We start from the raw sequence: 20,078 nt of genomic DNA on the forward strand, positions 1-20,078 counted from the left end.
ACATGCCCGGCTTCGACCTTGGATCAATTCGCGCCACGATGGGCCTGGACAACAGCAACTTTGTTGCTGGCATGCTCGACTCGCGCACCGCGGCTGGGATCTTCGGCCAGGACATCGTCAACCTGGTCAACAATCCGCTGCTGGGCACGATCAGCATCTTCAAGCGCGTGGCCGTCGGTGCGGCCGAGGTCGTGAAGGAAACCGCGTTCGCCAATCAGGAGTTCGCGCGGATGGCCGATCGCACCGGCGCGAGCATCCGCACGCTCACTGGCCTGCGCGTCGCCTACGAAGACTTCGGCCTCACCGTCCAGGACATCGAAAAGACCTTCTCCGAACTGGCCAAGCGCATCGAGGAGACACGCACGAGCGAGGATGCCAAGAAGCGCTTCGCCGACCTCGGCGTGCAGGTCAAGGACACGCAGGGCAACCTCCGCGGCATCGACGAGATTCTGCGCGACGTGTCCGACGGTCTGGCGAACATGGAGGACAAAACCCGCGCGATGGCCATCGCGCAGCAACTCTTCGGCGACAAGGGTGTGCAGCTGCTCTCGATCTTGGGGAAGGGGTCTGAGGCGATCGACGACTTCCGCAAGAAGGCTGAGAACATGGGTTACGTGCTCACTGAGAGCGCCGCGAAGCAAAGCGACCGGTTTGCCGGCGCCCTCGGCGATCTCAAGTTCTCGATCGACGGCGTGAAGGAGGCAATGGCCACCGCATTTATCGAGGGATTCGCCGGCAACCTCACCGATGCGCAGCTTACCTCCGACGGTCTGGCGAGGGCGATCAAGGACACGCTGGTGCCGGCGGTCAAGGAACTCGGCGAGGCGATGTCAACACTGCTCAAGATCCTGCAGCCTGTGCTCCAAATCCTCACACTGCTCCAAAAGGCGGACCTCGGTCACAAGCTCATCGGCGGGCCGATTCTCAGCGGGATCAACAACCTGCTCGACCGCGTCGATCTGGACGGTGATCCGGTCGAGTCGGTCCGACGCATCCTCAGCGCCCAGCAGCGGCAGATTCGGGCGCTTGAGTAATGGCCCCGACGCAGACCCAACTTCGCACGGTGAACAAGTTCACCTTTGGCAGCGCCACCCACCGCGTCCTCGGCTCCACCATGACTTCGCGCCTGGAGCGGCGCGGCGCCAACCACGACGCCTTCCGTGTCTACACCTTCTCGATCCGCAGTGAGATCGAGGGCGCGAGCAAAGCAGACCTCAAAACGCAGCTTGACACGCTCCGCAGCGAGTGCATCGCCTCTGCCCAGAACTTCAGGCTGTACCGTGAAGATCAGATCACGTATGAATTGCTCACCGCCGACTGCCATCATGGCCCGGTGGCGACGATCCAGGCGGACGGGCGCGAGCAGCACGGCCTGATCGAATCGTTCACGCTGAACGTCGAGGCCTCGGTTCCTGTGAGCGTCGATGGTGAAGGCCTTATCGCCCATCACTACACCGAGCGCATCAGGGAAGATGAGGATGGAACGGCCGAGACCGTCCGCACCGGCCAGGTGACCACGGCCGCGGGCGACAGCGCCGCCGACTGGATCAGCGCCAACGTGCCCGCCCAACCGGCCGGGTACCTGCGCACGCTGGAGATCAGCGCTGACGACACCGACACGGAGGCAACCTACACGCTCACCGATGCGCGCAGCGATCGCCGCAACGTCTCGGCGACCGTGCGCAATCACATCTACACGCACGCCACGGTCAAGATCGACGGCGACCTGACGCAAGAAGTCTGGAGCGGCAGTGTCACGATGGCGCCGGCCAACAGTGCCCGCGCGTTCATCGAAGCGAACCTTCCAGCGCAGGGTGAGAAGACGAGCCGGACTGTCCAGATTGCCAATGCCGATGATGATCTCACCGGCACCTACACCGTCACCGATGTACCTGCTGAGTGGAGCACACTCCCGGGCATCGAAGAGGGCAGCCAGTCCAACCAGGTGGAGACGGATGAGCACAACCGGCTGCGCTACGTGCGCAGCGGGTACTTCATCGGCGCCACCGCGCAGCAGCAGATCGACCAGGTGCGCGAGACGCTCGCGGCCCTTGGCCGCATTGTGAGCCAGACGCTCACCTATGACCTCTACGGCGATCAGCGCATCACGTTCCAGTTCACCGCCCTTGCCGCGTCCGACGGCACGGGCATCATTTCCTGGGAGGAGAGCGTGAGCCGGCGCGGCGGCCGCAAGCGCCGCGTGGCGGATCTCTCGCCCGATCAAGAGCCGTATTTCTTCTTCGACCTGACCCAGCCGATCGTCGTCGAGATCGTCGGCCGCGCGGTGGCCTTGCGCAATGCCGACGGCACTGATCGCTACGTCAAGCCGCCCCTGCCACCCATCCTCGAAGGCGGCATCTTCTACGCCGACTGGCAGGACGGAGACACCGAGTACGAACTGGCGCGCGTCGATGCGCATCACTGCCAGACGACGTGGCGGCAGACGTTCTTCGTCCCTGTTGGCACGCCCATTCCCGTTCCCCGAGGCCCCTTACCCGACTTCTTCTGATGCCACAAAGCCCGTACCTCATTCATCATCTGCTCGTAACCTACGGCGACGATCCGCCGCAGAACGTCACGGTGCGTGGCATGGTCAAGGGTGCTGTCGCGCGCGGCCTGGGCATCTGGCCCGAGCAGGTCGTCGTGAAGATCAATCAGCCTCAGCGCGACCTGCTGCCCGCTGACCTGAGCACCATCAACGCGATCACCTTGCGCATCGGCCTCAGCAACACGGAGTATGTCGACATCGTCGGTTGGGAGATTGTCGATGTGCGCGAGGCCGAATGGGGCTCGACGACGAGATCGGGCAACGCGCTGCCGCGCGTGTGGGATCTGTACCTCGAAGATTCACGCTCGAAACTCAATGGCGGTCGGGGTGGCTGCCTGTTCGACGGTCTGCTCAATCCGGTCGATCCCACAGGTCAGATCGTCACACCGATCACCACGTGCAGCGCCCTGGTGGCCAAGTGCATCGACGCCATTGGCGTGCTGACCTATCGCGAGGGCTCCCTGCCAGGATCGCTCATCGAGTCGCTCGATGTGTTCGACCCTCCGATGGAGATCCTCTGGGCCGGTGCTGATGCGCCCGTGGAATTGCAGCGTTTGCTTGAATGGACGAGGCACGCCTTCGCGTTCAATCAGGATGGCACCTATTCGATCGTTAAGCTGGTCGATCCGCCCACGTCGCCCACGGCGCCCGACGTTGGTGTGCCGCCGATGCCATCGGCCGAGATCGCCATCAAGCCCAACACGCCGGGCAAGTGCATCATCACCAGCGCACCGACGCGCCATCTCATCGAACGCAACCGCACGCTGGTTAGCGGCATGGGCGAGTTGCCGATGGAGTTCGTCGGCCTCGACGTGGATGGATCGATTGCGCCTCTCACGACCCTTTCATGGTGGCCCAGCGGCAAGACGGCGATCGAAGTGTTCCGCAACGAGTACGCCGCCGTCGCCGAGGAGCATCGCGGCCTGGCTGAGGCGTCGATCTACCGCATGTTCCGGCTGCACGCGGATGACATCGCCGAGGGCTGGACGTTCGTCTCGCGCCTCATCGACGCCGCGGGCGATGACCCGGCCAAGTTCATCCTCAAGAGCCGCGCCGCCCGCGAGGACAACTTGAAGATGTGGGCGAACCCGGCCAATGACGCCGTAGAGAGCGGCGCCCAGTTCGACCTGCGCAATGGCGTCATCACCACTCCGCGCCCGCTCGTGCGCGTGAGCGGCCGCACCGCAACCTTGAACGCCGCCGCGGTGCAGCTCGGCGATGATGAACTCGACTTCACCTTCGGCCATCATCCCAGCGCTGGCGACTACACCGATTACTTCATGAGTGTGTTCTACTTCACTGGCGGCGGCGCTGTGGTTGGAGATGACACTCCCTCAGTGATCGATGATGCGCTGGCTGAGGGGGTGCCGGTGTACAAGTTCACAGATCTGCAGGTGCAGTATCGTGAGACGCCTGGCACGCCCGGCCCGGTCACCGAAGTTAACCTCGATGAGATCAAGGCGATCGCCCTGCAGTACGCCACGGCGCTGCTCAAGCAGCAGAGCGCCAAGATCCAGATCAAAGAGTACCGGGGCATGCACGACGTCGATCCCGACGGCTCGGTGACGCGCGTGGCGTGGGTGGCCAGCGGCGGCGTGCTGCGCACCGTTGTGCACTTGGGCATGCACGATCAGATCACCAGTGAGTACCTTCAGCGTGTGATTGCTTCGCGAGCATCGCGCGGCCCGGGCGTTGGCGCGGCGGCAGCCCGCGGTAATCTGATGGGGGTGAGCCGAGCCGCGTCTGGCCCGGCCGGATCGAAACTCTCCGGCCCGTCATCGGGCGCACGCGATGGTGTCACGCACGCGCAGGCGCCGGCGCCTCCGGCCACGCGCACGCCCTTGCTGCCGTTCAGCGCCAAGATCACCTCGCAGACGCCTGGCACCAACGTGTGGACCTACGGCTTTGAGGAGGTCTACAAGAGCGACACCGGCTTCGGATCATCGAAGTGGACGACGGTTAGCGGCGGCATCAGCGGCAACGCGATGAACCGCTTCGAACTCATCAACGACGCCACCGGCGCCAACTACCTCGGAATCGGCGTGACGAATGACGAGTTGAACGACACGGCCAACAGCGGCGCCTGCGCCCTTGACCTGCGGCCCGTGCCCATCGGCATGATCGTGCAGATGTGGCCCGAGGTCGTGCGCAAGAGCGATGGCACCGTGGCCATCGAGTATCTCTTCACCTGGGCCAATGGAGTGTTTGAAGAGTAATGCCCCTGCTGCTGCGACGAGAACGGTGCTGCAGGTGCGGCGATGTCTGCACGGCATGCTGCTACGCCGGCGAGTCGGCCGGCTTCACCGAGCGCTGCTGCCTCGGCCTCAAGTCGATTACGAAACCGCACGTGACGGCGTGGTCGGCCAGCTGGAACGTCGAGAGCAATGACGGCCCGCTTTCGGGCGAGACGGCCAACGCGTCATTCACGATGGCGGGCGGGCCGTACGAGATCACCAAGCGCATGGACGGCGACTGCGAAGTCACCATCAACGTCAACGGCAGCTGGACCAGTTCGCTCTCTGAAGACGTACAGACGTTCACGAATGAGCCGCTCACGATCCGCCTCGATCGATTCTCGGGCTGGTGGACGATGGACTTCCCGCATCACCCCGACTCGGATGTCGATTGCCTCGCACCGCACAACTGCATCACCGGCTCGGTTTCCGGCGAGCACACCTGCAGCGGCGTCGACTTCTCCGCGCCCGGCAGCGAGATCGTCGACTGCGAAGACTGCCTGGGATTCCCGCTGGACGTGCTCAGCGCGGCCTACGAACTGACCATCGGCGATGCGCAGCTCGATGCGTGCGAGTGGGACTCGCTGGAGGGCTGTGTATGCCTGTGACGCGGCAGGAGATGATCGAGGCGCTGCTCAAGCGGCCACGCAAGGCCAGCGGCCGAGCGTGCCGGCGATGCGCACCCGTCGATGCTCACGCGGGCCGTCTGCTCCAGGTGAGCATCGAGGGCCGGCGCCATGACGTGGCGCAGTGGTCGCGGATCTGCCGGGTGATGAGCGAGCGGCCGCTGGAGTGCGCGCAGTGCATGCTTCTCACCCGCTGGTCCGGGCTGTACTGGTGTGGCGCGCCGTGGCCGGTGCGCCAGTGGCGGCGGTGGATCGCCCCGCTCCTGGAGGAAGTGACGTGCGGCCTGGTGCCGGCGATGCGATCGACGCACGACGCCGGCTGCGCATGCTGCCTGAATGTGAAGTGGAGGATGCTCACCACGCCGCGCACCTGGTGGCGCATGGCGGTGGCGACGGTGCGATCGCTCGCCCTGGGCGAGCCGTGGGAGTGGGAGGAGACCGAGGCGGCGTGTCCGTTTGGACGATGGCCGGCCGCCCTTTGACGGGTGTTCGAATGGCCGTTCAGCGGCCCTTCAAACGCCCGTCGACAACCCGTTGAGGGCTGGCTCATCAGCCCACGAAAAAGCCCGGGCAAGGCACCCGGGCGATGTGCTGCGCTAGATGGTCTGGCGGTTTCGTGTCGCATCTGGCGGTTTCGGTCGCGCCGCTACGAGAAAAGCCCGGGCAAGGCACCCGGGCGATGTGCTGCGCCCTGTGGTGTTGCCACTTTGGTTCCCAAAACGCCACTTTGATCGTCCCGCTACGCCTGAACGACCGCTCGATCGGCCGGAGTGAGGAACAGCGCGCGATGCAGAACCCAGTCGTCATCGCTTCGCTGCTCGGGCCGCTGGTCGATCAGCACGCCGCGCCCGGGGTTATTTTGAGAATTCGGATCCGCCGCCGCCACGTTCTGGAGGAATTCGCTTGACATGACGGCAGTAGTATGTTAGGCTTTTATACGGTGTCAAGAGGAGAGTTTACGAAGTCGTGAACAACGCGCGCCCCTGTGCGCGAATCTGAAGCGGGAACCATCACGGCCAGAGCGGAAGAGACTCCAACAGAATCCGTAACCGGTTCGGATCCAGAGTCTTACGTCCGCAACGTGCTCGCCCGGCCGTGAATGGTGAGTTTGAGCGGAGCGACACATGCCCGGAATCGGATGCATGATCAGGCAGCGCCGGCGGTCTCTGGGGCTCACGCTCCAGCAGGTCGCCGATCGTGTCGGATGCGGCCGGGCGTACCTGTCGATGATCGAGACTGGCGCCCGCTCCACCCCCGGCGAGCCGCTGCTGGCGGCGCTCGAGCAGGCCCTGAACCTCGATCCGGGGCAACTGGTCGATGCCGCGTCATGGGAGGCTACGCCGCGCCCCATTCAGCGCGAACTCGAAGCGATGCGCCAGCGCGAACAGCGCGCCGCCGCCGTGGCCCGCTGCCTCATCCAGAATGGACCGAACCTCGATGCCCTGCTCGAAACCGGCATGTTGCGGCGGTTCATCGAGGACCACACCGCCAATCTCGACGGCCCCGAGCCGTTGCGCATGCGCGTGCCGGTGATCAACGACGTCGCCGCCGGCGTGCCGCGCGACTTTACCGACCTGGACTACCCCGCGGCCATCGCCGATGACTACCTGCCCTGCCCGGACCTGGGCGACGCCGACGCGTTCGCGGCGCGCGTGGTGGGCGACTCGATGGAGCCGCAGTACCGCGAAGGCGATGTGATCGTCTTCTCCCCCGCCGCAGCCACGCCCAGCGGCAGCGACTGCTTCGTCCGCCTCGAGCGCGACGCCGAGACGACGTTCAAGCGCGTGTTCTTCGAAGGTGATGACGAGCGGCTCATTCGCCTCCAGCCGCTCAACGGCAAGTACGAGCCGCGCCTCGTCGATCGCGAAGAGGTCGCGGGCCTGTACGCGGCGGTATACGTGATGCGCCCGGTGGGGCGCTGAGCCATACGATCCAGCAGCGGCCAGCGCGAGCCGGTGCCAACCGACTCCGGACTCAGTCCCTGGTCGCTACTTTTACATCTTCGACACGCCATACCCGCCCCATGACATGAGCGCGGTCCACAGCGTAAGCAGTACGAGCACCACGGCCAGCGCCCACCAGCGGCGCGAGGCGAGGTAGGTGGCGCCGCCGAGGATGATCAGCGTCGCCGCGCCCATGACGATGAACTCCAGCGGCTCGCGGGGATGGAGCAGGAAGCCGAAGTAGAAGCCCGGCATGATCGGCCAGAGCCAAAGCCACACCTGCTGATGCTGGAACGGAATCCAGAAGGCGAACGGCGCGTAGGCGCAGATGAGCACCGCGATCAGCACTGCCCACCAGCGCGGCCGGCGGATGGACTGCTCTTTCGCCAGCGCCGCCGGGTCGAACGGTTCGCCGCACTCCGGGCAGCGGTTCTCGCTCAGGCCCGTCAGGTCGTAGCGGCACTTGCGGCAGTGCAGTTTCACAGGAAGTCACCGGTGTTGAGCGAGTCGATGTCGATCTCAGCGCCGTCTTCCAACGCGTCAAACGGCGCTCGCTCGCGTGATCGCGTTTCAGCCGCTTGCGTGTTGCCACGATGATCGCGCTCGCGCCGCAGCGCCTTTGGCGCGTGCGTGACGCGCGGCTCCTGCTCGGCCATGCGCGGATCGAGGCCGAAGTACTGCCTCCACCACTCGATGCTGCCGGGGTCGAGCGGGATGCTGTACGCCTGCGTCGGCGGCGCGGCCTTGCGTCCCGCGCGGCGCCAGTCGGACTCGAGCGTTTCAAGAAAAACTTCCGAACCCATCACGCGGCAGCGCCGCCGGCGCGCCGCGCGCACGATGCGCCGGTCCGATGACACCACGTTGAGCCGGTGTGGATCGGTGCAGGCGCGCACGGCGCGCTCGATGTGCGAGTCCGCATCGCGGTGATTGCCCGCATAGTAAATCGTGATGCCGTGATCGACGGCCGTGCTCGCCTCGTCGGGGCCGCGCACGCCCGGGCCGAGCCCGTCGCACACGAGCACCACGGGCATGTGGCGGAAGCGGCTGGTCAGGATGAGATCGCGCAACTCGAGCACGCCCAGCCCGGCCAGATCGGGCGGCAGCACGCCGGTCGTGTGCAGGACGTTGTAGGTGTCAACGAGCAGCGCCATGGGCGATGGTAGGGCGCGGCAGCGCTCCGCTGCGCAGCGCTAGATGCCTCGATGCCCGCACCCCCTCCGCCTCACACCGCCGCGGATATGCGCGGCGTGAGGTCGGCGCCTGACGGGCCGCCGGACTTCTTGTTCTGCGGCCCGAGGCGCAGATCGCGCGGCGCATTACTGAGCGACTTTCCCGACTGGCGGTCCTTGTCCTGCTGAAGTTCATCGGAGAGTTGCCGGTCCCACGGTTTCATGCCGTCAATGTGCGCCGCCTTGGCGAGCATGTGCGAGCCGACCGGCGCCGCGACGAAGGCGAAGACGATCGTCATCAGCGCCTTGGTCGTCACCGCCAGCGTGCCCACGTGAAACACCGCCGCCAGCGCCAGGCCCATGATGCCCAGCGTCGAACACTTGCTCGTCGCGTGCAGGCGGTTGTAGGCGTCGGGCAGGCGCACCACGCCGATGGCGCCGACGAACATGAAGAAGATGCCCGCCAGCGCGCAGAAGATGCTCAGCGCATCGCCGATCGTTTGCCAGATCATGATTCCGTCCGCCTCTTGAGGTTGCCGATGTACTGCGCGAACGCAAGCGTGCTGGCGAAGCCGATGATGGCCACGACCAGCGCCGCATCGAGATACACGGTCGATTCGAGCCGCACCGTGAGCAGAATGACCAGCCCGACCACCTGAAAGGCGAGCGTGTCGCCCGAGAGGACGCGGTCGGCCAGGTGCGGCCCGGACACCATGCGATAGAGACACAGCATCATGCCCGCGATGGCGAGCACGGCTCCGAGTTCGAGGACGAAGAACAGCACCGGCTGCAGCGGGCTGGCCGCGTGGCTTGCCGAGACGAACTCGTGCCCCGCCGGCCCTTCGGCCAGGGTCAGGATCATGGAGCGCAAGTGGTTCAAGTGAACACCTCCTGCTTGAGCCGGTTGTGGAGATCGCGCAGTTCGGCGATCGCGCTCGACCGGTCGAGAGCATACATGCAGTGGACGTAGAGCCACTTGTGGTCGTCCGAGACGTCGATGACCAGCGTGCCGGGTGTGAGCGTGATGCTGTTGGCCAGGATCGTCAGTTGCGTGTCGTTCAGGTCCGACACGTCGTGTCGGAGGATGCGCGGCGTCTGCGAAAGCCCGGGCGTGATGCACTCCCACGCGATCTTCAGGTTGGCCTGCACGAGGATCTTGAGGAAATACGCGCCAAAGCGCGCCAGCCGCCAGACCTTCCCGGGATAGGTCGGCCCCTTCCTGGTCAGCCCGGAGACCGAGATCACGAAGAAGCCGATCGCAAAGCCGACGATGACGTTCGGCGTGGACGAGTTGGCCGTCAACATGACGTAGACGACCGTCAGGAACAGGTTGAGCAGAAACCCCCAGATCATGGCGTCACCTCCACGGCCGCTGCGGCCAGCGCCGCCGACTCGGCGCGGGCCCGCGCCAGATCCGCAATCACTTCGGGGCCGAGCACAGCCTGAATATACGCCTCAGGCGCGGCCAGTTGCTCGCCGGCGCGATAGGCGATCTCATACACCGGCTGCGCGCCGAAGCCCAGGAACAGCGCCACGCACACCAGCAGTGTTGCCCCGACGTATGCCGGCCGCAGCGAGCTCGTGTTGGGCATGTTCGCCGGCGTGCGCTCGATCGACTCGCCCGAGGGCGACGAGAAGCAGTAACTCCAGATCTTGAGCATCGACAGCAGCGTGAGCGCGCCCGTGAGCAAGCCGAAGATCGACAGCCACCACATGCTCTCGCGCCAGCCTTCGCGGATGATCACGAGTTTGCCGAAAAAGCCGCTCAGCGGCGGTAGACCGACGAGGCTCATCGCGGCGATGAAGAACACCACGCCGAGGTACGTATCGCGCTTGAGCAGCCCGCCGGACTTGTCGAGATCATCCGTGCCCGTGTGGCGCTCGACGATGCCGCAGCACAGAAACAGGCAGCTCTTGACCACCATGTGCTGGATCATGTAGAACAGGCAGCCGGCCAGAGCGACTCTGGTCATCAGCGCCAGGCCGAAGACCATGTAGCCCACCTGGCTGATGACGTGCACCGCGAGGATGCGGCGGATGTTGTGGTGCGATACCGCGCCCAGCACGCCCAGAAACATCGTAAACGCCGCTGAAATCGCCAGCAGCGGCATGACGACTTTGGCGGCGTCCGAGTTGCCGTGCGCGAAGATCATCGGGAAGGTGCGGGCGATGGCGTAGATGCCGACCTTGGTCAGCATGCCGGCAAACAGGCCCGCGATCGAGACGTTGCAGGTGTAGTACGTGTCGGGCAGCCAGAACCACAGCGGGAAGATGGCGCCCTTGAGCCCGAAGACCAGCAGCAGCGAGATGGACAGCGCCGCAAAGCCCGGCGGCAGCGCCTCGCCGCGCGCCTGCCGCTCGGCGACGAAGCGCGCCAGGTCGGCATAGTTCAGCGTGCCCGTCATGCCGTAGACGAGCCCGGCGCCGATCACGAACAGCGTGGAGCCGACAAGGTTGAGCAGGACATACTTGTACGCCTGGGTCATCTGCAGCCGCGTGCCGCCGAAGGTCAGCAGGCAGTACGACGCCATGAGCATGATCTCGAACGAGACGAACAGGTTGAACAGATCGCCCGTGAGAAATGCGAGATTCACCCCGAACATGAGCAGCTGCACCATGGGGTGGAAGTAGCGCTTCTCGGCGACGGGATCGACCGTGGAAAACGAGTGCACGTAGCAGGCCAGCGCCACGACCGACGACGCCGCCAGCAGCAGGCCCGACAAACTGTCGAAGACGACCGAGATGCCAAACGGCGCCGGCCAGGCGCCCATCTGCGACACGAGGATCCCCGTCGGATCCGAGCGCAGGTGCACGAGCAGGCCGATCGCCAGCGCCGAAGTCGCCAGAAAACTCAGCACGCCCAGCACGCGCGCGAGCTGCACTCGCTGCTTGAGCAGCACCCCGATGACGCCCGTGCCCATCGGAATCACGATGAAGAGGATGATGAAGTTCTCGAGTTCCATGAATTCAGTCGTCCTGCGTCGCCACGACGCCGAGTTCTTCGATGCTCAGCGTGCCCGTCTTGCGCGACGTGAGCACGAGCAGCGAAAGGAGAAAGGCCATGACGGCAAAGCCGATGACGATCGCGGTCAGAATAAGCGCCTGCGGCAGGGGATCGACGATGCTGCTCATGGGATGAGCCGGATCGAAGCCCTCTGTGAGGATCGGCGCGCCCTTGAGCAGTTGGGGCTCGTGCCGCACCGGGGTGCGGCTCATGGCGATGATGCTCAGGTTCGCCGCGTGTCCCAGCAGAAACACGCCCATGGCGATGCTCTTGAGTTCGCGGCCGGTCATGAGATACAGGCTCACGGCGAACACGACCGCGACGCAGATGGAGAGGATGACGGTCATTCCAGTTCCTCGCTCAGTTGGCTGATCATCCCGACCCCCACGCCCACGACCACGAGCATCACGCCAAGGTCAAAGGCCATCGCCGAGGCGTAGTGAAACGCGTGGCCGCTGAAGGGCAGGTGGAACACGCCGACGGCCGAGCGCAGAAACGGCTCGCCCAGCAGCAGCGGCACGGTGCTCGTTCCCAGCGCCAGGCCCAGGCCCAGGAAGATGAACACGCGCGGGTGCACGGGCATGAGGCGCAGCTGCGCCGCGAAACCGTGCGACATGCGATAGGTGCAGATGGCCGTGGCCATGATCATGCCGCCGATGAATCCGCCGCCCGGCTCGTTGTGCCCCTTGAGCATCGCGTACAGCGCGTAGAGCAACATGAGCGGCAGGATCAGCCGCATCGAATTGCGCAGCACCGGTGAGGAAATCGTCATAGCGCCACTCCCCTGGCCATCTGGTCGTCAAACTCGAGTTCCGTCGGCAGCGGCTTGCGGCGCGGGAACAGCGAGAACACGCCCAGGGCCGCGATGGACAGCACGGTGATCTCGCCGAGCGTGTCAAAGCCGCGGAAGTCAACGAGGGTGACGTTGACGATGTTCTTCCCGCCCCCGCCCCGCCCGTCGGTCATTTCCGTGCCGCTGTAACTGTGCTGTGCAAAGAACGCGCCCAGCCGCGGCTCGGCCCCGCTCTGCGCCGAGACCAGCGTGAGCCAGCCGATCGCCACGCCCGTCAGCGTGCCCAGCGAGAAGCGCCACCAGCGCCCGCTGGCGCGGTCCGTCTCGCCCTTGTCGGGCAGCATGCGCAGCACGAGCACGAAGAGGATGACCGAAATGATCTCGAACATGAGTTGCGTCAGCGCCAGGTCGGGCGCCTGGTAGAGCAGGTACATGCCCACCACGCTGAAGCCGCACGAGCCGAGAATGATCACCCGCACCACGCGCGACTGCACGATGGGCATGAGAATCGCCGTCGTGCAGATGATCGCTCCCAGCAGCATGCCGGGGAAGAACTCAAACGGCGATTCGACCTGCGGCCAGTCAAGCATCGTCGGATCGAGCACCATCGACGCGACGTACGCCGCAAGGAACGCCAGAAGCACGAAGACCAGGTAATTGCGGAATCGCCCGGTCTGAACAAGCCGGAACGCCCGTCCGCCGCCGGTGACTGACAGCCAGTACATCGCCGGGTAGATGCGGTCGTGGATATCGACGATGGCGCCTCGCATCAGGCCGCTCAGGCCGATCGACACGCCGCAGATGATCGCGATGAGCGACACATAGAGCGGCACGCCGGGATGCGTAAACGCGTGCAGCGCGCTGGGCACGCCCTCGGCGAAGTGGTGCATGTTCGTCTCAAGCGGCGCAAACCACTGCGACCACAGCCCGGGCGCCAGCCCACCGACGTACTGCAGCGACACAAGCGCCAGCGCCGGAATCCAGATCATCTGCGCCCACGGGCCGTGCTCGTGCTCGCCGTGGCCGTGACCGTGACCGTCATCATGCCCGTGGCTTGCCGCCGGCTTCATCCCGCCGGGCCAGCCCATGAGCGTGGTGAGCAGGCGCACGAAGATCGCCACGTTGCACATCGCCGTCACCGCCGCCATGGCCATGAGCAGCATCCACCACGGCCCGATCGACTCGGCCGACTCGTGGATCGCGTGCAGGAAGAACTCCTTGGCGGGGAAACTCACCGTGCCCGGCCCGGCCGCGAGCGCGTAGCCGCCCAGCAGCATGGTGAGCACCATCCACGGCTGCTTCCTGAACGCGCCGTTGAGTTCCGTAATGTCGCGCGAGATGTAATGCCCCAGCGCGCCGGCGATGATGAACAGCGGCGCCTTGTAGAACGCGTGGTTGGCGATCTGCGTGATGCCCCACTCGATGTTCGGATGCCCGCCCGCTTCCATGCCGCCAAGGCCGTACACGCACATGAGCAGGCCGAGCTGGCTCACCGTCGTGTAGGCGAAGATGCGCTTGAGGTCATGCTGGTTCAGCGCCACCACGGCGCCGAGCACCATGGTGAAGGCGCCCAGCGGCACGAGGATGTTGCTCCACAGATGCAGCACCGCAAACACGGGAAACATCCGCGCCACCAGAAACACGCCGGCCTTGACCATCGTCGCCGAGTGCAGGTACGCCGACACCGGCGTCGGGGCCGCCATCGCGCCGGGCAACCAATAGTGGAACGGCCACTGCGCGCTCTTCGTCGCGGCTCCGAACAACATCAGGGCGAACGATGCGATGATGAACGGATCGCTCGGGCTGATGCGGCCCGGGCCCAGCGCCAGCACCTCGCTCCAGCGCCATAGCCCGCCACCGCCGTGGCCGATGTCCGTGGCAAAGCCGAACATGAGTACCCCGCCCATGAGAAACATCCCGCCCAGGCCGGTCGTGAAGAACGCCTGCATGGCGAGTTTCACCGCGTGCTTGTCGTAGCGGTCCCAGCCGATGAGCAGGAACGAACTGATCGAGGTCAGTTCCCAGAACAGCACTGTCACGAGCAGGTAGTCGGAGAGGACGATGCCCATCATCGCCGTGGTGAAAAAGCCCAGCGTGGGGTAGAAGCGATAAAGCGATGCTTCATCGGGTCCGAAGTAGCCGCGCGCGTAGAGCACGATGAGGATGCCGATCCCCGAGACGAGCAGGCCGAAGAACGCGCCCAGCCCGTCGGCCAGAAACGACAGGTTCATGTTGAGCAGCGGGATCCACGAGATGACCGGCGTCGCGACCGGCTCGCCCGCCACCGCCACGCCGTGGCTGCTCAGGTGCTGCCCCAGAATGACCATCGACAGCACCGGGCCGGCCAGCGCCAGCAGCGTCCGCACCGTGATCGCCTTCCTGGGCAGAAACAGCGTGGCCAGGCCAAGCAGCGTCGGCGCGAGCACGCACAACAGAAGCCAGATCGTCGTGGATGCGGTCATGATCTTGACTTGCACTCCTTGAGCGCGCGGCCCCGTGTGCCTCGGCCGCGCCGATGCCAGACGAACCGTCCGGATGGAATCGGAGCATCCGGCACGGGTCCGGGAATACATCGTCAAAAAATCAGGCCCCTCCGCGAAATCGCGCAGCGCACGGGGTGAATTACCTCAAATGGACGATGCGCTCGCGCGGCACGCGCAATTCCTGCGCCCTGCCCCGAAGACCGAAGGCCGAGACGAGCCGCGCTTGTCAGGGTCTGTTGCCCAAAGGTGCGCCGGCACCGTCATGCCTGCGCAGGCATGACGGCATGCGCCGCGACGGCGCATGCCGGAGCCCTTCGCGGCTCACCCCACCGGCAGCACGCGCTGCAGCCGGCGGACCACCTCGACGATCACCTCGACTGCGCTTTCGATCTCCGCATCCGTCGTCTCCTGGGCGAGGCTGAAGCGGATCGAGCCGTGTGCCAAGCGCTCTTCGATCCCCATCGCCAGCAGAATCGGCGAAGGATCGAGCGAGCCGCTGCTGCACGCCGCGCCCGCCGAGGCGAACACGCCGCGCTCGCTCAGGCCGAGCAGGATCGCCTCGGCCTCGAGCCGGTCAAAAGCAATGTTGGTCGTGTTCCACAGCCGCCTGGCCGGGTCCGTCGCACCGTTCACGGCGCAGCCGGGCACTTCATTAAGGAGTCGCTGCTCGAGCCGGTCGCGCCGCGCCGCAGTCTGCCCGGCCGCGGGATGATCACTCTGCAAGTGCCGCAGCGCCAGCTCCGCCGCGACTCCCAGGCCGATGATGCCCGGCACATCCTCCGTCCCGCCGCGCCGCTCACGCTCGTGCGGCCCGCCGAGGATCTGCGCCTGCAGTCGCACGCCCTTGCGAACAAACAACCCGCCGACGCCCTTGGGCCCGTGGAACTTGTGCCCCGCGAAACTCAGCAGATCGACCGGCAGGGCCCGCACATCGCACGGCAACTTGCCCACCCACTGCACCGCGTCCGTGTGAAAGAGCGTCTTGCCATCCGCCTCGCGCACCGCACCGAGCAACGCCTCCATCGGCTGGATCACGCCCGTCTCGTTGTTGGCCCAGATGATCGACACCAGCGCCACGCGCCCGGCGTGTTCCGCCATGGCCGCGGCGAGATCATCCGGCCCGATCAGCCCCTCGCGTGACACCGGCAGGCGAACGACCGTGAAGCCTTCCTTCTCCAACCGCTCCATCGGCTCGCGCACCGCCGAATGCTCGACGGGCGTGGTGATGATGACATCGCGCGCGAGGTGGCCCTGCTCCCTCCCCCGGCTCTGCGGGGGAGGGTCGGGGTGGGGGCTGCCTTTGTCATTCCCGCGCAGGCGGGAATCCAGTCTCCCTCCCCCGGCTCTGTGGGGGAGGGCCGGGGTGGGGGTCTTCTTCCCCTGCTCCCCTGCTCTCCTGCTCACCTGTCTGTATGCCACTCCAAAGATCGCCAGGTTGCACGACTCGGTCCCGCTGCTCGTAAACACGATCTCGCCCGGCGTTGCGTTGAGCAGCCGCGCAACCGACTCGCGGGCCAGCTCCACTTTTGCCCGCACCTGCTGGCCGAAGCGATGCACGCTCGACGGATTGGCCCAGTCGCAGCGCATCGCCTCCGCCATGGCCTGCACGACTTCATCGGCCGGCCGCGTCGTTGCGTTGTGATCGAGGTAGATCGCCCGCATGGCGGAGAATCATAGATCGCAGCGCGGCAGCGCCCGCTGGTGCCAATCGCCGTCGCGCACGGCCAGCTTCACGGAGAATGCATACAGGGCGGCGTGGCGCTTTCGCCCCGGAGGGGCGCCAGTGTGTAGCCACGGGTGGAGCGAGCCGAGGCGCAGCCCGGCGAGTGGAACCCGTGGTCGGCGGCGCGCAAAGATTTCACCGCCCCGAAGGGGCGGCGGAGGCGTGCGCCCGCTGCACGCACAGGACGAACGAAAGCGCGCGCCTGGACTTCGACCGTCTCCATCGCCCCATCCGGGGCGAGTCGAATCGAAGAGCGCCCGCATCCACGGGTTCCGCGATGCAAAGCATCGCTCCACCCGTGGCTACCCTCCTGAACCCCTCCGGGGTCAAATCCAACAACTCCGCGCCCGTGCCATAAGCCTGGACTACAGGCGCACCGCCCACTCTGACTCACTCATCTCGCTCAAACCCGTACGCCTCGGCCAGATCGATCGTGAACGACACCGTCGTCCACGGCGAGACTTCGATGACCTCCGGCCGGTAGTCGTTCACATCCTCGCGCGGCAGCATCCACGGGTCCACCGCCTCAACCGGCAACTTCGCCGCCCGTTCTCGCGCGGGTCGCTGTTGTCCGTTGTCGAGAACCACACGCGCGGGCCCAGGTGCAGGTAGCGGCCGCGGCCGATCGTTCCGATCTCCTCGAAGCGCGCGTGCGCCAATGGAAGCGGCACGCCATCTTCGAACAGCCGCAGCCCGGTCTGCCGGTCGTCGCGCTCGTTGGGCGCGAGCAGGGGAATGCGGGCGACGTAACACAGGCCGCGCTCGGCCTTGATGTCCGTCAGCGGCAGACGGACCTGGTCGATCGCCTCGATCGCCGGCCCGCCGCCCGAGGCCGACTCGGCCGCCGCGGGCGACTGGGCGCGCAGCACTCCGTAGCCGCCGGCGCCGACAGCCATCACGGTCAGGATGACCAGTTTGAGGCGTGTTCGAAGCGTCGTGTGCATTCGAGCGACCTCCGCTCAGGGGCGGCCGGGGCTGGCCGCCGGACCCCCCCGTGCAGGGCAGGGATCCGTCGCATACTAGCCCACCGGGCACGACGGGGCCCGCCTTGGCGCGTATCATCTCCGCTCAATCCGCAACGCGCCGCGCATCCACGGCGGGAGAAAAATCATGAAGTCCACCGAACTCCGACCCGGCAACGCCGTCCGCATCGACGGCAACATGTACGTCATCACCCAGTTCCAGCACATCACGCCGGGCAACTGGCGCGCCATGGTCAACCTCCGCCTCAAGAACGTCCAGACCGGCCTGGTCATGGAAAAGCGCTTCCGCTCCGGCGAAGACATCGAGCAGATCGACCTCGACCGCCGCGAGATGGAGTACCTCTACACCGACGCCTCCGGCCACGTCTTCATGGACAACGTCACCTACGACCAGTTCACCTTGTCCGACGAATTCCTCGGCAACGCGATGCAGTTCATGAAGCCCAACACGACCGCCAACGTTCTCGTGTGCGAAGGCAAGCCGCTGACCATCGAACTGCCCGCGACGGTGGACCTGCTCATCACCGAGACCACCCCGGCCATCAAGGGCGCCACCGCGACCAACCAGCTCAAGGAAGCGACCCTCGAAACCGGCCTCAAGACGCGCGTGCCCCCCTTCATCGAAGAAGGCGAACTCGTGCGCATCAGCACCGCCGACGGCTCCTACCAGAGCCGCGCGAAAGAATAAAGAGCAGGCGCACGCCCAAGTCCGTCATTCCTGCGCAGGCAGGAATCCAGTCGAGCGTGCTGCCAGGTTCGTTGGAGCCTGCCTGCGCAGGCATGACGGCACCCTCTACCGCAGCGCCAGCGTCAACCCATCGTTCATCCGCTGCTCGCCGAAGGTCGCCGTTACCTTCAGATGCGCTTCATCAGGCAGGCTCTCGACGCCCTCGAGACCGAGGCGGAAGAGGTATGTGCGCGTCACGTCGTCGTAGTGGTCCATGCTCGTCTCCACGGCGCGCACATCGATCTCCCACTCGGCCAGGCGCCGACCGCCTTCGCCGGCGCTGAGTTCAAACCGCACGAGCGCCAGTCCCTTGGTGGTGTCGCCGAAGCGGTCAAAGAACTCGAGCCTCGCCTCAATGATCGACGCGGCCTCCTCGCCGCGCAGCGCGTGCGTCAGCGGGTGAAGGCGCATCGACTCGGGTCGAAACGGCCAGTTGATGGCGCGGCCCTGGCCGCCGGCACCGGAGCGATCGGGCCGCTCGGAGCTCGCGTTTGTGCGAGGGGGGCCGTCGTCCCAATGGGTGGTCGGTTCGAGCGGCACGTGCTGCTCGGCGGTGTCGGTGATCCCGCGCTTCTGCCCGCACCCGGGCAGGGCACAGGCGACGGCGAGGATCGCAACCGGGATGCTCTGCAGGAATCGTCGCATGATCGAAGATGGCCGCGCGCCCCGCCCCGGGCGCCATCCTCCAACGATAGATGCCCTCAGCCCGCCTGATCCAACGGCCGGGTCCGCGGAAGGGCCGCCCGCGACTGGCGCAACTCCCCCGCCACCTGCTCGCACGCCTGCGACAGCCGCTCCTGACCGCTGTGCACGGCGGCCAGCGCCGCGGTGTTGTCCTTCACCACGCCGATGAGTTCGCCAAGTTCGGTGCGGCTTTCCATGAGGCGAACGTGCGCTTCGGTCAGTTCGCGCTCGCGCTGCGCCCCGTGCCGCCGTTCGAGCACCCAGAGCAACCCCATGAGCCCCGCCGCCCCCAGCTGGGCAAGATGTTGAACGATGGTTTCTTCCATTGGTGCGAGCCCCTTCCATCACTGCCGTGAAGCGCTCCGCTCGGCAAAGCCTCCGCGTCGTCATTCGACCCTGAGGCTCATGACCCGAAGGGCGGCGAACTGAGCGCCTGCTGCCTCGGTCCCTTCGATGCCTTGATGCCTCGATGCCCCGATGCCTTCTTCCTCACCACCTCACAAACTGCACCACGTTCAGGTGCCGCACGACATCGACCTCGCCGTCGCCATCGAGATCGAGCCGCACCCGGGCCCGCTGCCGCGCCGACGAGAAGCGGTCGCGATACGACGCAGCCCGCAATCGCAGATACGGCTCATCCGCCAGGATCGACGCCGCCGACGCAAAGATGCCCTCCAGCGCACCCAGCGCTTCGACCATGGCGATCTCATCGCCGTTGAGCACTTCATCGACCATCGGCGCTTCGCTCGGCTCGCCCAGTCCATCCGGCTCGATGCCGGCGGCGCGCATGATCTGCCGGTGCAGCATCTCCAATTGCGGCCGAAACGTCCGCACGCCATAGGTCAGCGCCGCTCCGGCCGGTGGCGGCACGGCCGGATCTTCCGAGTGCGCCCGCAGCAGCGAGACCGTCAGTTCGGTGCCGGAGACGACTTCGATAACTTCCACCGGCACGTCGCTCACGAGCACGACGTGCCCGGCGTCGATCCCGGCGGCGACAAAGTCCGCCGACGCTGAAGTGAACGACGTGCCCGACACGACGCCGTCCGTGCCGCCGGCGAGCAATTGCGAGGCGAATGCGATGTCGCGAAAGAGATTCGGTTCGAGCACGAGCAGATCGCGGTCGGTTGCAAATGCCATGAATGGCCTCGTTTCGTTCGGAGT

At 65.9% G+C, this 20,078-nt stretch carries 22 protein-coding genes; 8 read left to right on the plus strand and 14 right to left on the minus strand.

Features of this window, described 5'->3' with window-relative positions; genetic code table 11:
* Window positions 1-2 precede the first annotated feature (2 nt).
* From IT430_09890 to IT430_09920, 7 genes are all read left to right on the plus strand, one after another.
* Entirely contained in the window at window positions 3-1,034 is a 1,032-nt protein-coding gene (locus IT430_09890; protein MCC6908238.1) for a phage tail tape measure protein, read from the plus strand.
* Window positions 1,034-2,509: a hypothetical protein gene (locus tag IT430_09895; GenBank protein MCC6908239.1), complete on the plus strand. Its 1,476-nt coding sequence runs from the start codon at window positions 1,034-1,036 to the stop codon at window positions 2,507-2,509. The genes IT430_09890 and IT430_09895 overlap by 1 nt, the downstream gene beginning before the upstream one ends.
* Complete coding sequence (locus tag IT430_09900) at window positions 2,509-4,764, plus strand: hypothetical protein (GenBank protein ID MCC6908240.1); 2,256 nt, start codon at window positions 2,509-2,511, stop codon at window positions 4,762-4,764. Before IT430_09895 ends, IT430_09900 begins: the two co-directional genes overlap by 1 nt.
* On the plus strand, window positions 4,764-5,390 hold the full coding sequence (locus tag IT430_09905) for a hypothetical protein (GenBank protein ID MCC6908241.1): 627 nt from the start codon (window positions 4,764-4,766) through the stop codon (window positions 5,388-5,390). The genes IT430_09900 and IT430_09905 overlap by 1 nt, the downstream gene beginning before the upstream one ends.
* Entirely contained in the window at window positions 5,381-5,890 is a 510-nt protein-coding gene (locus IT430_09910; GenBank protein ID MCC6908242.1) for a hypothetical protein, read from the plus strand. Before IT430_09905 ends, IT430_09910 begins: the two co-directional genes overlap by 10 nt.
* Before the next feature lie 134 nt (window positions 5,891-6,024).
* Complete coding sequence (locus tag IT430_09915; GenBank protein MCC6908243.1) at window positions 6,025-6,315, plus strand: hypothetical protein; 291 nt, start codon at window positions 6,025-6,027, stop codon at window positions 6,313-6,315.
* A gap of 217 nt (window positions 6,316-6,532) precedes the next feature.
* Window positions 6,533-7,330, plus strand: coding sequence for a helix-turn-helix domain-containing protein (locus IT430_09920; protein ID MCC6908244.1), 798 nt, complete (start codon window positions 6,533-6,535; stop codon window positions 7,328-7,330).
* 72 nt (window positions 7,331-7,402) lie between these two features.
* On the opposite strand, the gene IT430_09925 is transcribed toward IT430_09920, so the two are convergent.
* From IT430_09925 to IT430_09975, 11 genes are all read right to left on the minus strand, one after another.
* On the minus strand, window positions 7,403-7,834 hold the full coding sequence (locus IT430_09925) for a hypothetical protein (GenBank protein MCC6908245.1): 432 nt from the start codon (window positions 7,832-7,834) through the stop codon (window positions 7,403-7,405).
* Window positions 7,831-8,502 carry an NYN domain-containing protein gene (locus tag IT430_09930; protein ID MCC6908246.1) on the minus strand — a complete coding sequence of 224 codons (672 nt, stop codon included), beginning with the start codon at window positions 8,500-8,502 and terminating at the stop codon, window positions 7,831-7,833. Before IT430_09930 ends, IT430_09925 begins: the two co-directional genes overlap by 4 nt.
* 71 nt (window positions 8,503-8,573) lie before the next feature.
* A complete protein-coding gene (locus tag IT430_09935) occupies window positions 8,574-9,032 on the minus strand; it encodes a monovalent cation/H(+) antiporter subunit G (GenBank protein ID MCC6908247.1) in 459 nt (152 codons plus the stop codon).
* Window positions 9,029-9,400: a hypothetical protein gene (locus IT430_09940; protein ID MCC6908248.1), complete on the minus strand. Its 372-nt coding sequence runs from the start codon at window positions 9,398-9,400 to the stop codon at window positions 9,029-9,031. Before IT430_09940 ends, IT430_09935 begins: the two co-directional genes overlap by 4 nt.
* A complete protein-coding gene (locus IT430_09945; GenBank protein ID MCC6908249.1) occupies window positions 9,397-9,873 on the minus strand; it encodes a Na+/H+ antiporter subunit E in 477 nt (158 codons plus the stop codon). The genes IT430_09940 and IT430_09945 overlap by 4 nt, the downstream gene beginning before the upstream one ends.
* Complete coding sequence (locus IT430_09950) at window positions 9,870-11,483, minus strand: hypothetical protein (GenBank protein MCC6908250.1); 1,614 nt, start codon at window positions 11,481-11,483, stop codon at window positions 9,870-9,872. Before IT430_09950 ends, IT430_09945 begins: the two co-directional genes overlap by 4 nt.
* Before the next feature lie 4 nt (window positions 11,484-11,487).
* A complete protein-coding gene (locus IT430_09955) occupies window positions 11,488-11,871 on the minus strand; it encodes an NADH-quinone oxidoreductase subunit K (GenBank protein MCC6908251.1) in 384 nt (127 codons plus the stop codon).
* Window positions 11,868-12,296, minus strand: coding sequence for an MnhB domain-containing protein (locus tag IT430_09960; protein ID MCC6908252.1), 429 nt, complete (start codon window positions 12,294-12,296; stop codon window positions 11,868-11,870). The genes IT430_09955 and IT430_09960 overlap by 4 nt, the downstream gene beginning before the upstream one ends.
* The gene (locus IT430_09965; protein MCC6908253.1) at window positions 12,293-14,779 is read right to left on the minus strand and encodes a DUF4040 domain-containing protein; all 2,487 of its coding nucleotides are present in this window, start codon (window positions 14,777-14,779) and stop codon (window positions 12,293-12,295) included. Before IT430_09965 ends, IT430_09960 begins: the two co-directional genes overlap by 4 nt.
* 342 nt (window positions 14,780-15,121) lie before the next feature.
* The gene (locus IT430_09970) at window positions 15,122-16,462 is read right to left on the minus strand and encodes an aminotransferase class V-fold PLP-dependent enzyme (protein ID MCC6908254.1); all 1,341 of its coding nucleotides are present in this window, start codon (window positions 16,460-16,462) and stop codon (window positions 15,122-15,124) included.
* A 549-nt stretch (window positions 16,463-17,011) separates the two neighbouring features.
* Window positions 17,012-17,467, minus strand: coding sequence for a hypothetical protein (locus tag IT430_09975; protein ID MCC6908255.1), 456 nt, complete (start codon window positions 17,465-17,467; stop codon window positions 17,012-17,014).
* Between the two features lie 166 nt (window positions 17,468-17,633).
* Here IT430_09975 and efp point away from each other — a divergent pair, with 166 nt between their 5' ends.
* Window positions 17,634-18,194 carry an elongation factor P gene (gene efp, locus IT430_09980; GenBank protein ID MCC6908256.1) on the plus strand — a complete coding sequence of 187 codons (561 nt, stop codon included), beginning with the start codon at window positions 17,634-17,636 and terminating at the stop codon, window positions 18,192-18,194.
* 105 nt (window positions 18,195-18,299) lie between these two features.
* On the opposite strand, the gene IT430_09985 is transcribed toward efp, so the two are convergent.
* The 3 genes from IT430_09985 to IT430_09995 all read right to left on the minus strand — a co-directional run bounded on the left by IT430_09985 (window position 18,300) and on the right by IT430_09995 (window position 20,054).
* Window positions 18,300-18,878 carry a hypothetical protein gene (locus IT430_09985; GenBank protein MCC6908257.1) on the minus strand — a complete coding sequence of 193 codons (579 nt, stop codon included), beginning with the start codon at window positions 18,876-18,878 and terminating at the stop codon, window positions 18,300-18,302.
* Between the two features lie 56 nt (window positions 18,879-18,934).
* The gene (locus tag IT430_09990; GenBank protein MCC6908258.1) at window positions 18,935-19,243 is read right to left on the minus strand and encodes a hypothetical protein; all 309 of its coding nucleotides are present in this window, start codon (window positions 19,241-19,243) and stop codon (window positions 18,935-18,937) included.
* 163 nt (window positions 19,244-19,406) lie between these two features.
* Window positions 19,407-20,054, minus strand: a complete 648-nt coding sequence (locus IT430_09995; GenBank protein ID MCC6908259.1) for a hypothetical protein — start codon at window positions 20,052-20,054, stop codon at window positions 19,407-19,409.
* Between the last annotated feature and the right edge of the window lie 24 nt (window positions 20,055-20,078).

This window comes from Phycisphaerales bacterium (genome assembly GCA_020852515.1).
Classification (GTDB): Bacteria; Planctomycetota; Phycisphaerae; order Phycisphaerales; family UBA5793; genus UBA5793.

What these genes read in the sequence shown, in the direction of transcription:
- IT430_09955 (MCC6908251.1), bottom strand. Translation starts at nt 11,871, where the DNA reads ATGACCGTCATCCTCTCCATCTGCGTCGCGGTCGTGTTCGCCGTGAGC.
- IT430_09960 (MCC6908252.1), bottom strand. Translation starts at nt 12,296, where the DNA reads ATGACGATTTCCTCACCGGTGCTGCGCAATTCGATGCGGCTGATCCTG.
- IT430_09970 (MCC6908254.1), bottom strand. Translation starts at nt 16,462, where the DNA reads ATGCGGGCGATCTACCTCGATCACAACGCAACGACGCGGCCGGCCGAT.
- IT430_09985 (MCC6908257.1), bottom strand. Translation starts at nt 18,878, where the DNA reads ATGCGACGATTCCTGCAGAGCATCCCGGTTGCGATCCTCGCCGTCGCC.
- IT430_09975 (MCC6908255.1), bottom strand. Translation starts at nt 17,467, where the DNA reads ATGCACACGACGCTTCGAACACGCCTCAAACTGGTCATCCTGACCGTG.
- IT430_09900 (MCC6908240.1), top strand. Translation starts at nt 2,509, where the DNA reads ATGCCACAAAGCCCGTACCTCATTCATCATCTGCTCGTAACCTACGGC.
- IT430_09935 (MCC6908247.1), bottom strand. Translation starts at nt 9,032, where the DNA reads ATGATCTGGCAAACGATCGGCGATGCGCTGAGCATCTTCTGCGCGCTG.
- IT430_09965 (MCC6908253.1), bottom strand. Translation starts at nt 14,779, where the DNA reads ATGACCGCATCCACGACGATCTGGCTTCTGTTGTGCGTGCTCGCGCCG.
- IT430_09910 (MCC6908242.1), top strand. Translation starts at nt 5,381, where the DNA reads ATGCCTGTGACGCGGCAGGAGATGATCGAGGCGCTGCTCAAGCGGCCA.
- efp (MCC6908256.1), top strand. Translation starts at nt 17,634, where the DNA reads ATGAAGTCCACCGAACTCCGACCCGGCAACGCCGTCCGCATCGACGGC.
- IT430_09930 (MCC6908246.1), bottom strand. Translation starts at nt 8,502, where the DNA reads ATGGCGCTGCTCGTTGACACCTACAACGTCCTGCACACGACCGGCGTG.
- IT430_09995 (MCC6908259.1), bottom strand. Translation starts at nt 20,054, where the DNA reads ATGGCATTTGCAACCGACCGCGATCTGCTCGTGCTCGAACCGAATCTC.
- IT430_09895 (MCC6908239.1), top strand. Translation starts at nt 1,034, where the DNA reads ATGGCCCCGACGCAGACCCAACTTCGCACGGTGAACAAGTTCACCTTT.
- IT430_09890 (MCC6908238.1), top strand. Translation starts at nt 3, where the DNA reads ATGCCCGGCTTCGACCTTGGATCAATTCGCGCCACGATGGGCCTGGAC.
- IT430_09945 (MCC6908249.1), bottom strand. Translation starts at nt 9,873, where the DNA reads ATGATCTGGGGGTTTCTGCTCAACCTGTTCCTGACGGTCGTCTACGTC.
- IT430_09950 (MCC6908250.1), bottom strand. Translation starts at nt 11,483, where the DNA reads ATGGAACTCGAGAACTTCATCATCCTCTTCATCGTGATTCCGATGGGC.
- IT430_09905 (MCC6908241.1), top strand. Translation starts at nt 4,764, where the DNA reads ATGCCCCTGCTGCTGCGACGAGAACGGTGCTGCAGGTGCGGCGATGTC.
- IT430_09990 (MCC6908258.1), bottom strand. Translation starts at nt 19,243, where the DNA reads ATGGAAGAAACCATCGTTCAACATCTTGCCCAGCTGGGGGCGGCGGGG.
- IT430_09920 (MCC6908244.1), top strand. Translation starts at nt 6,533, where the DNA reads ATGCCCGGAATCGGATGCATGATCAGGCAGCGCCGGCGGTCTCTGGGG.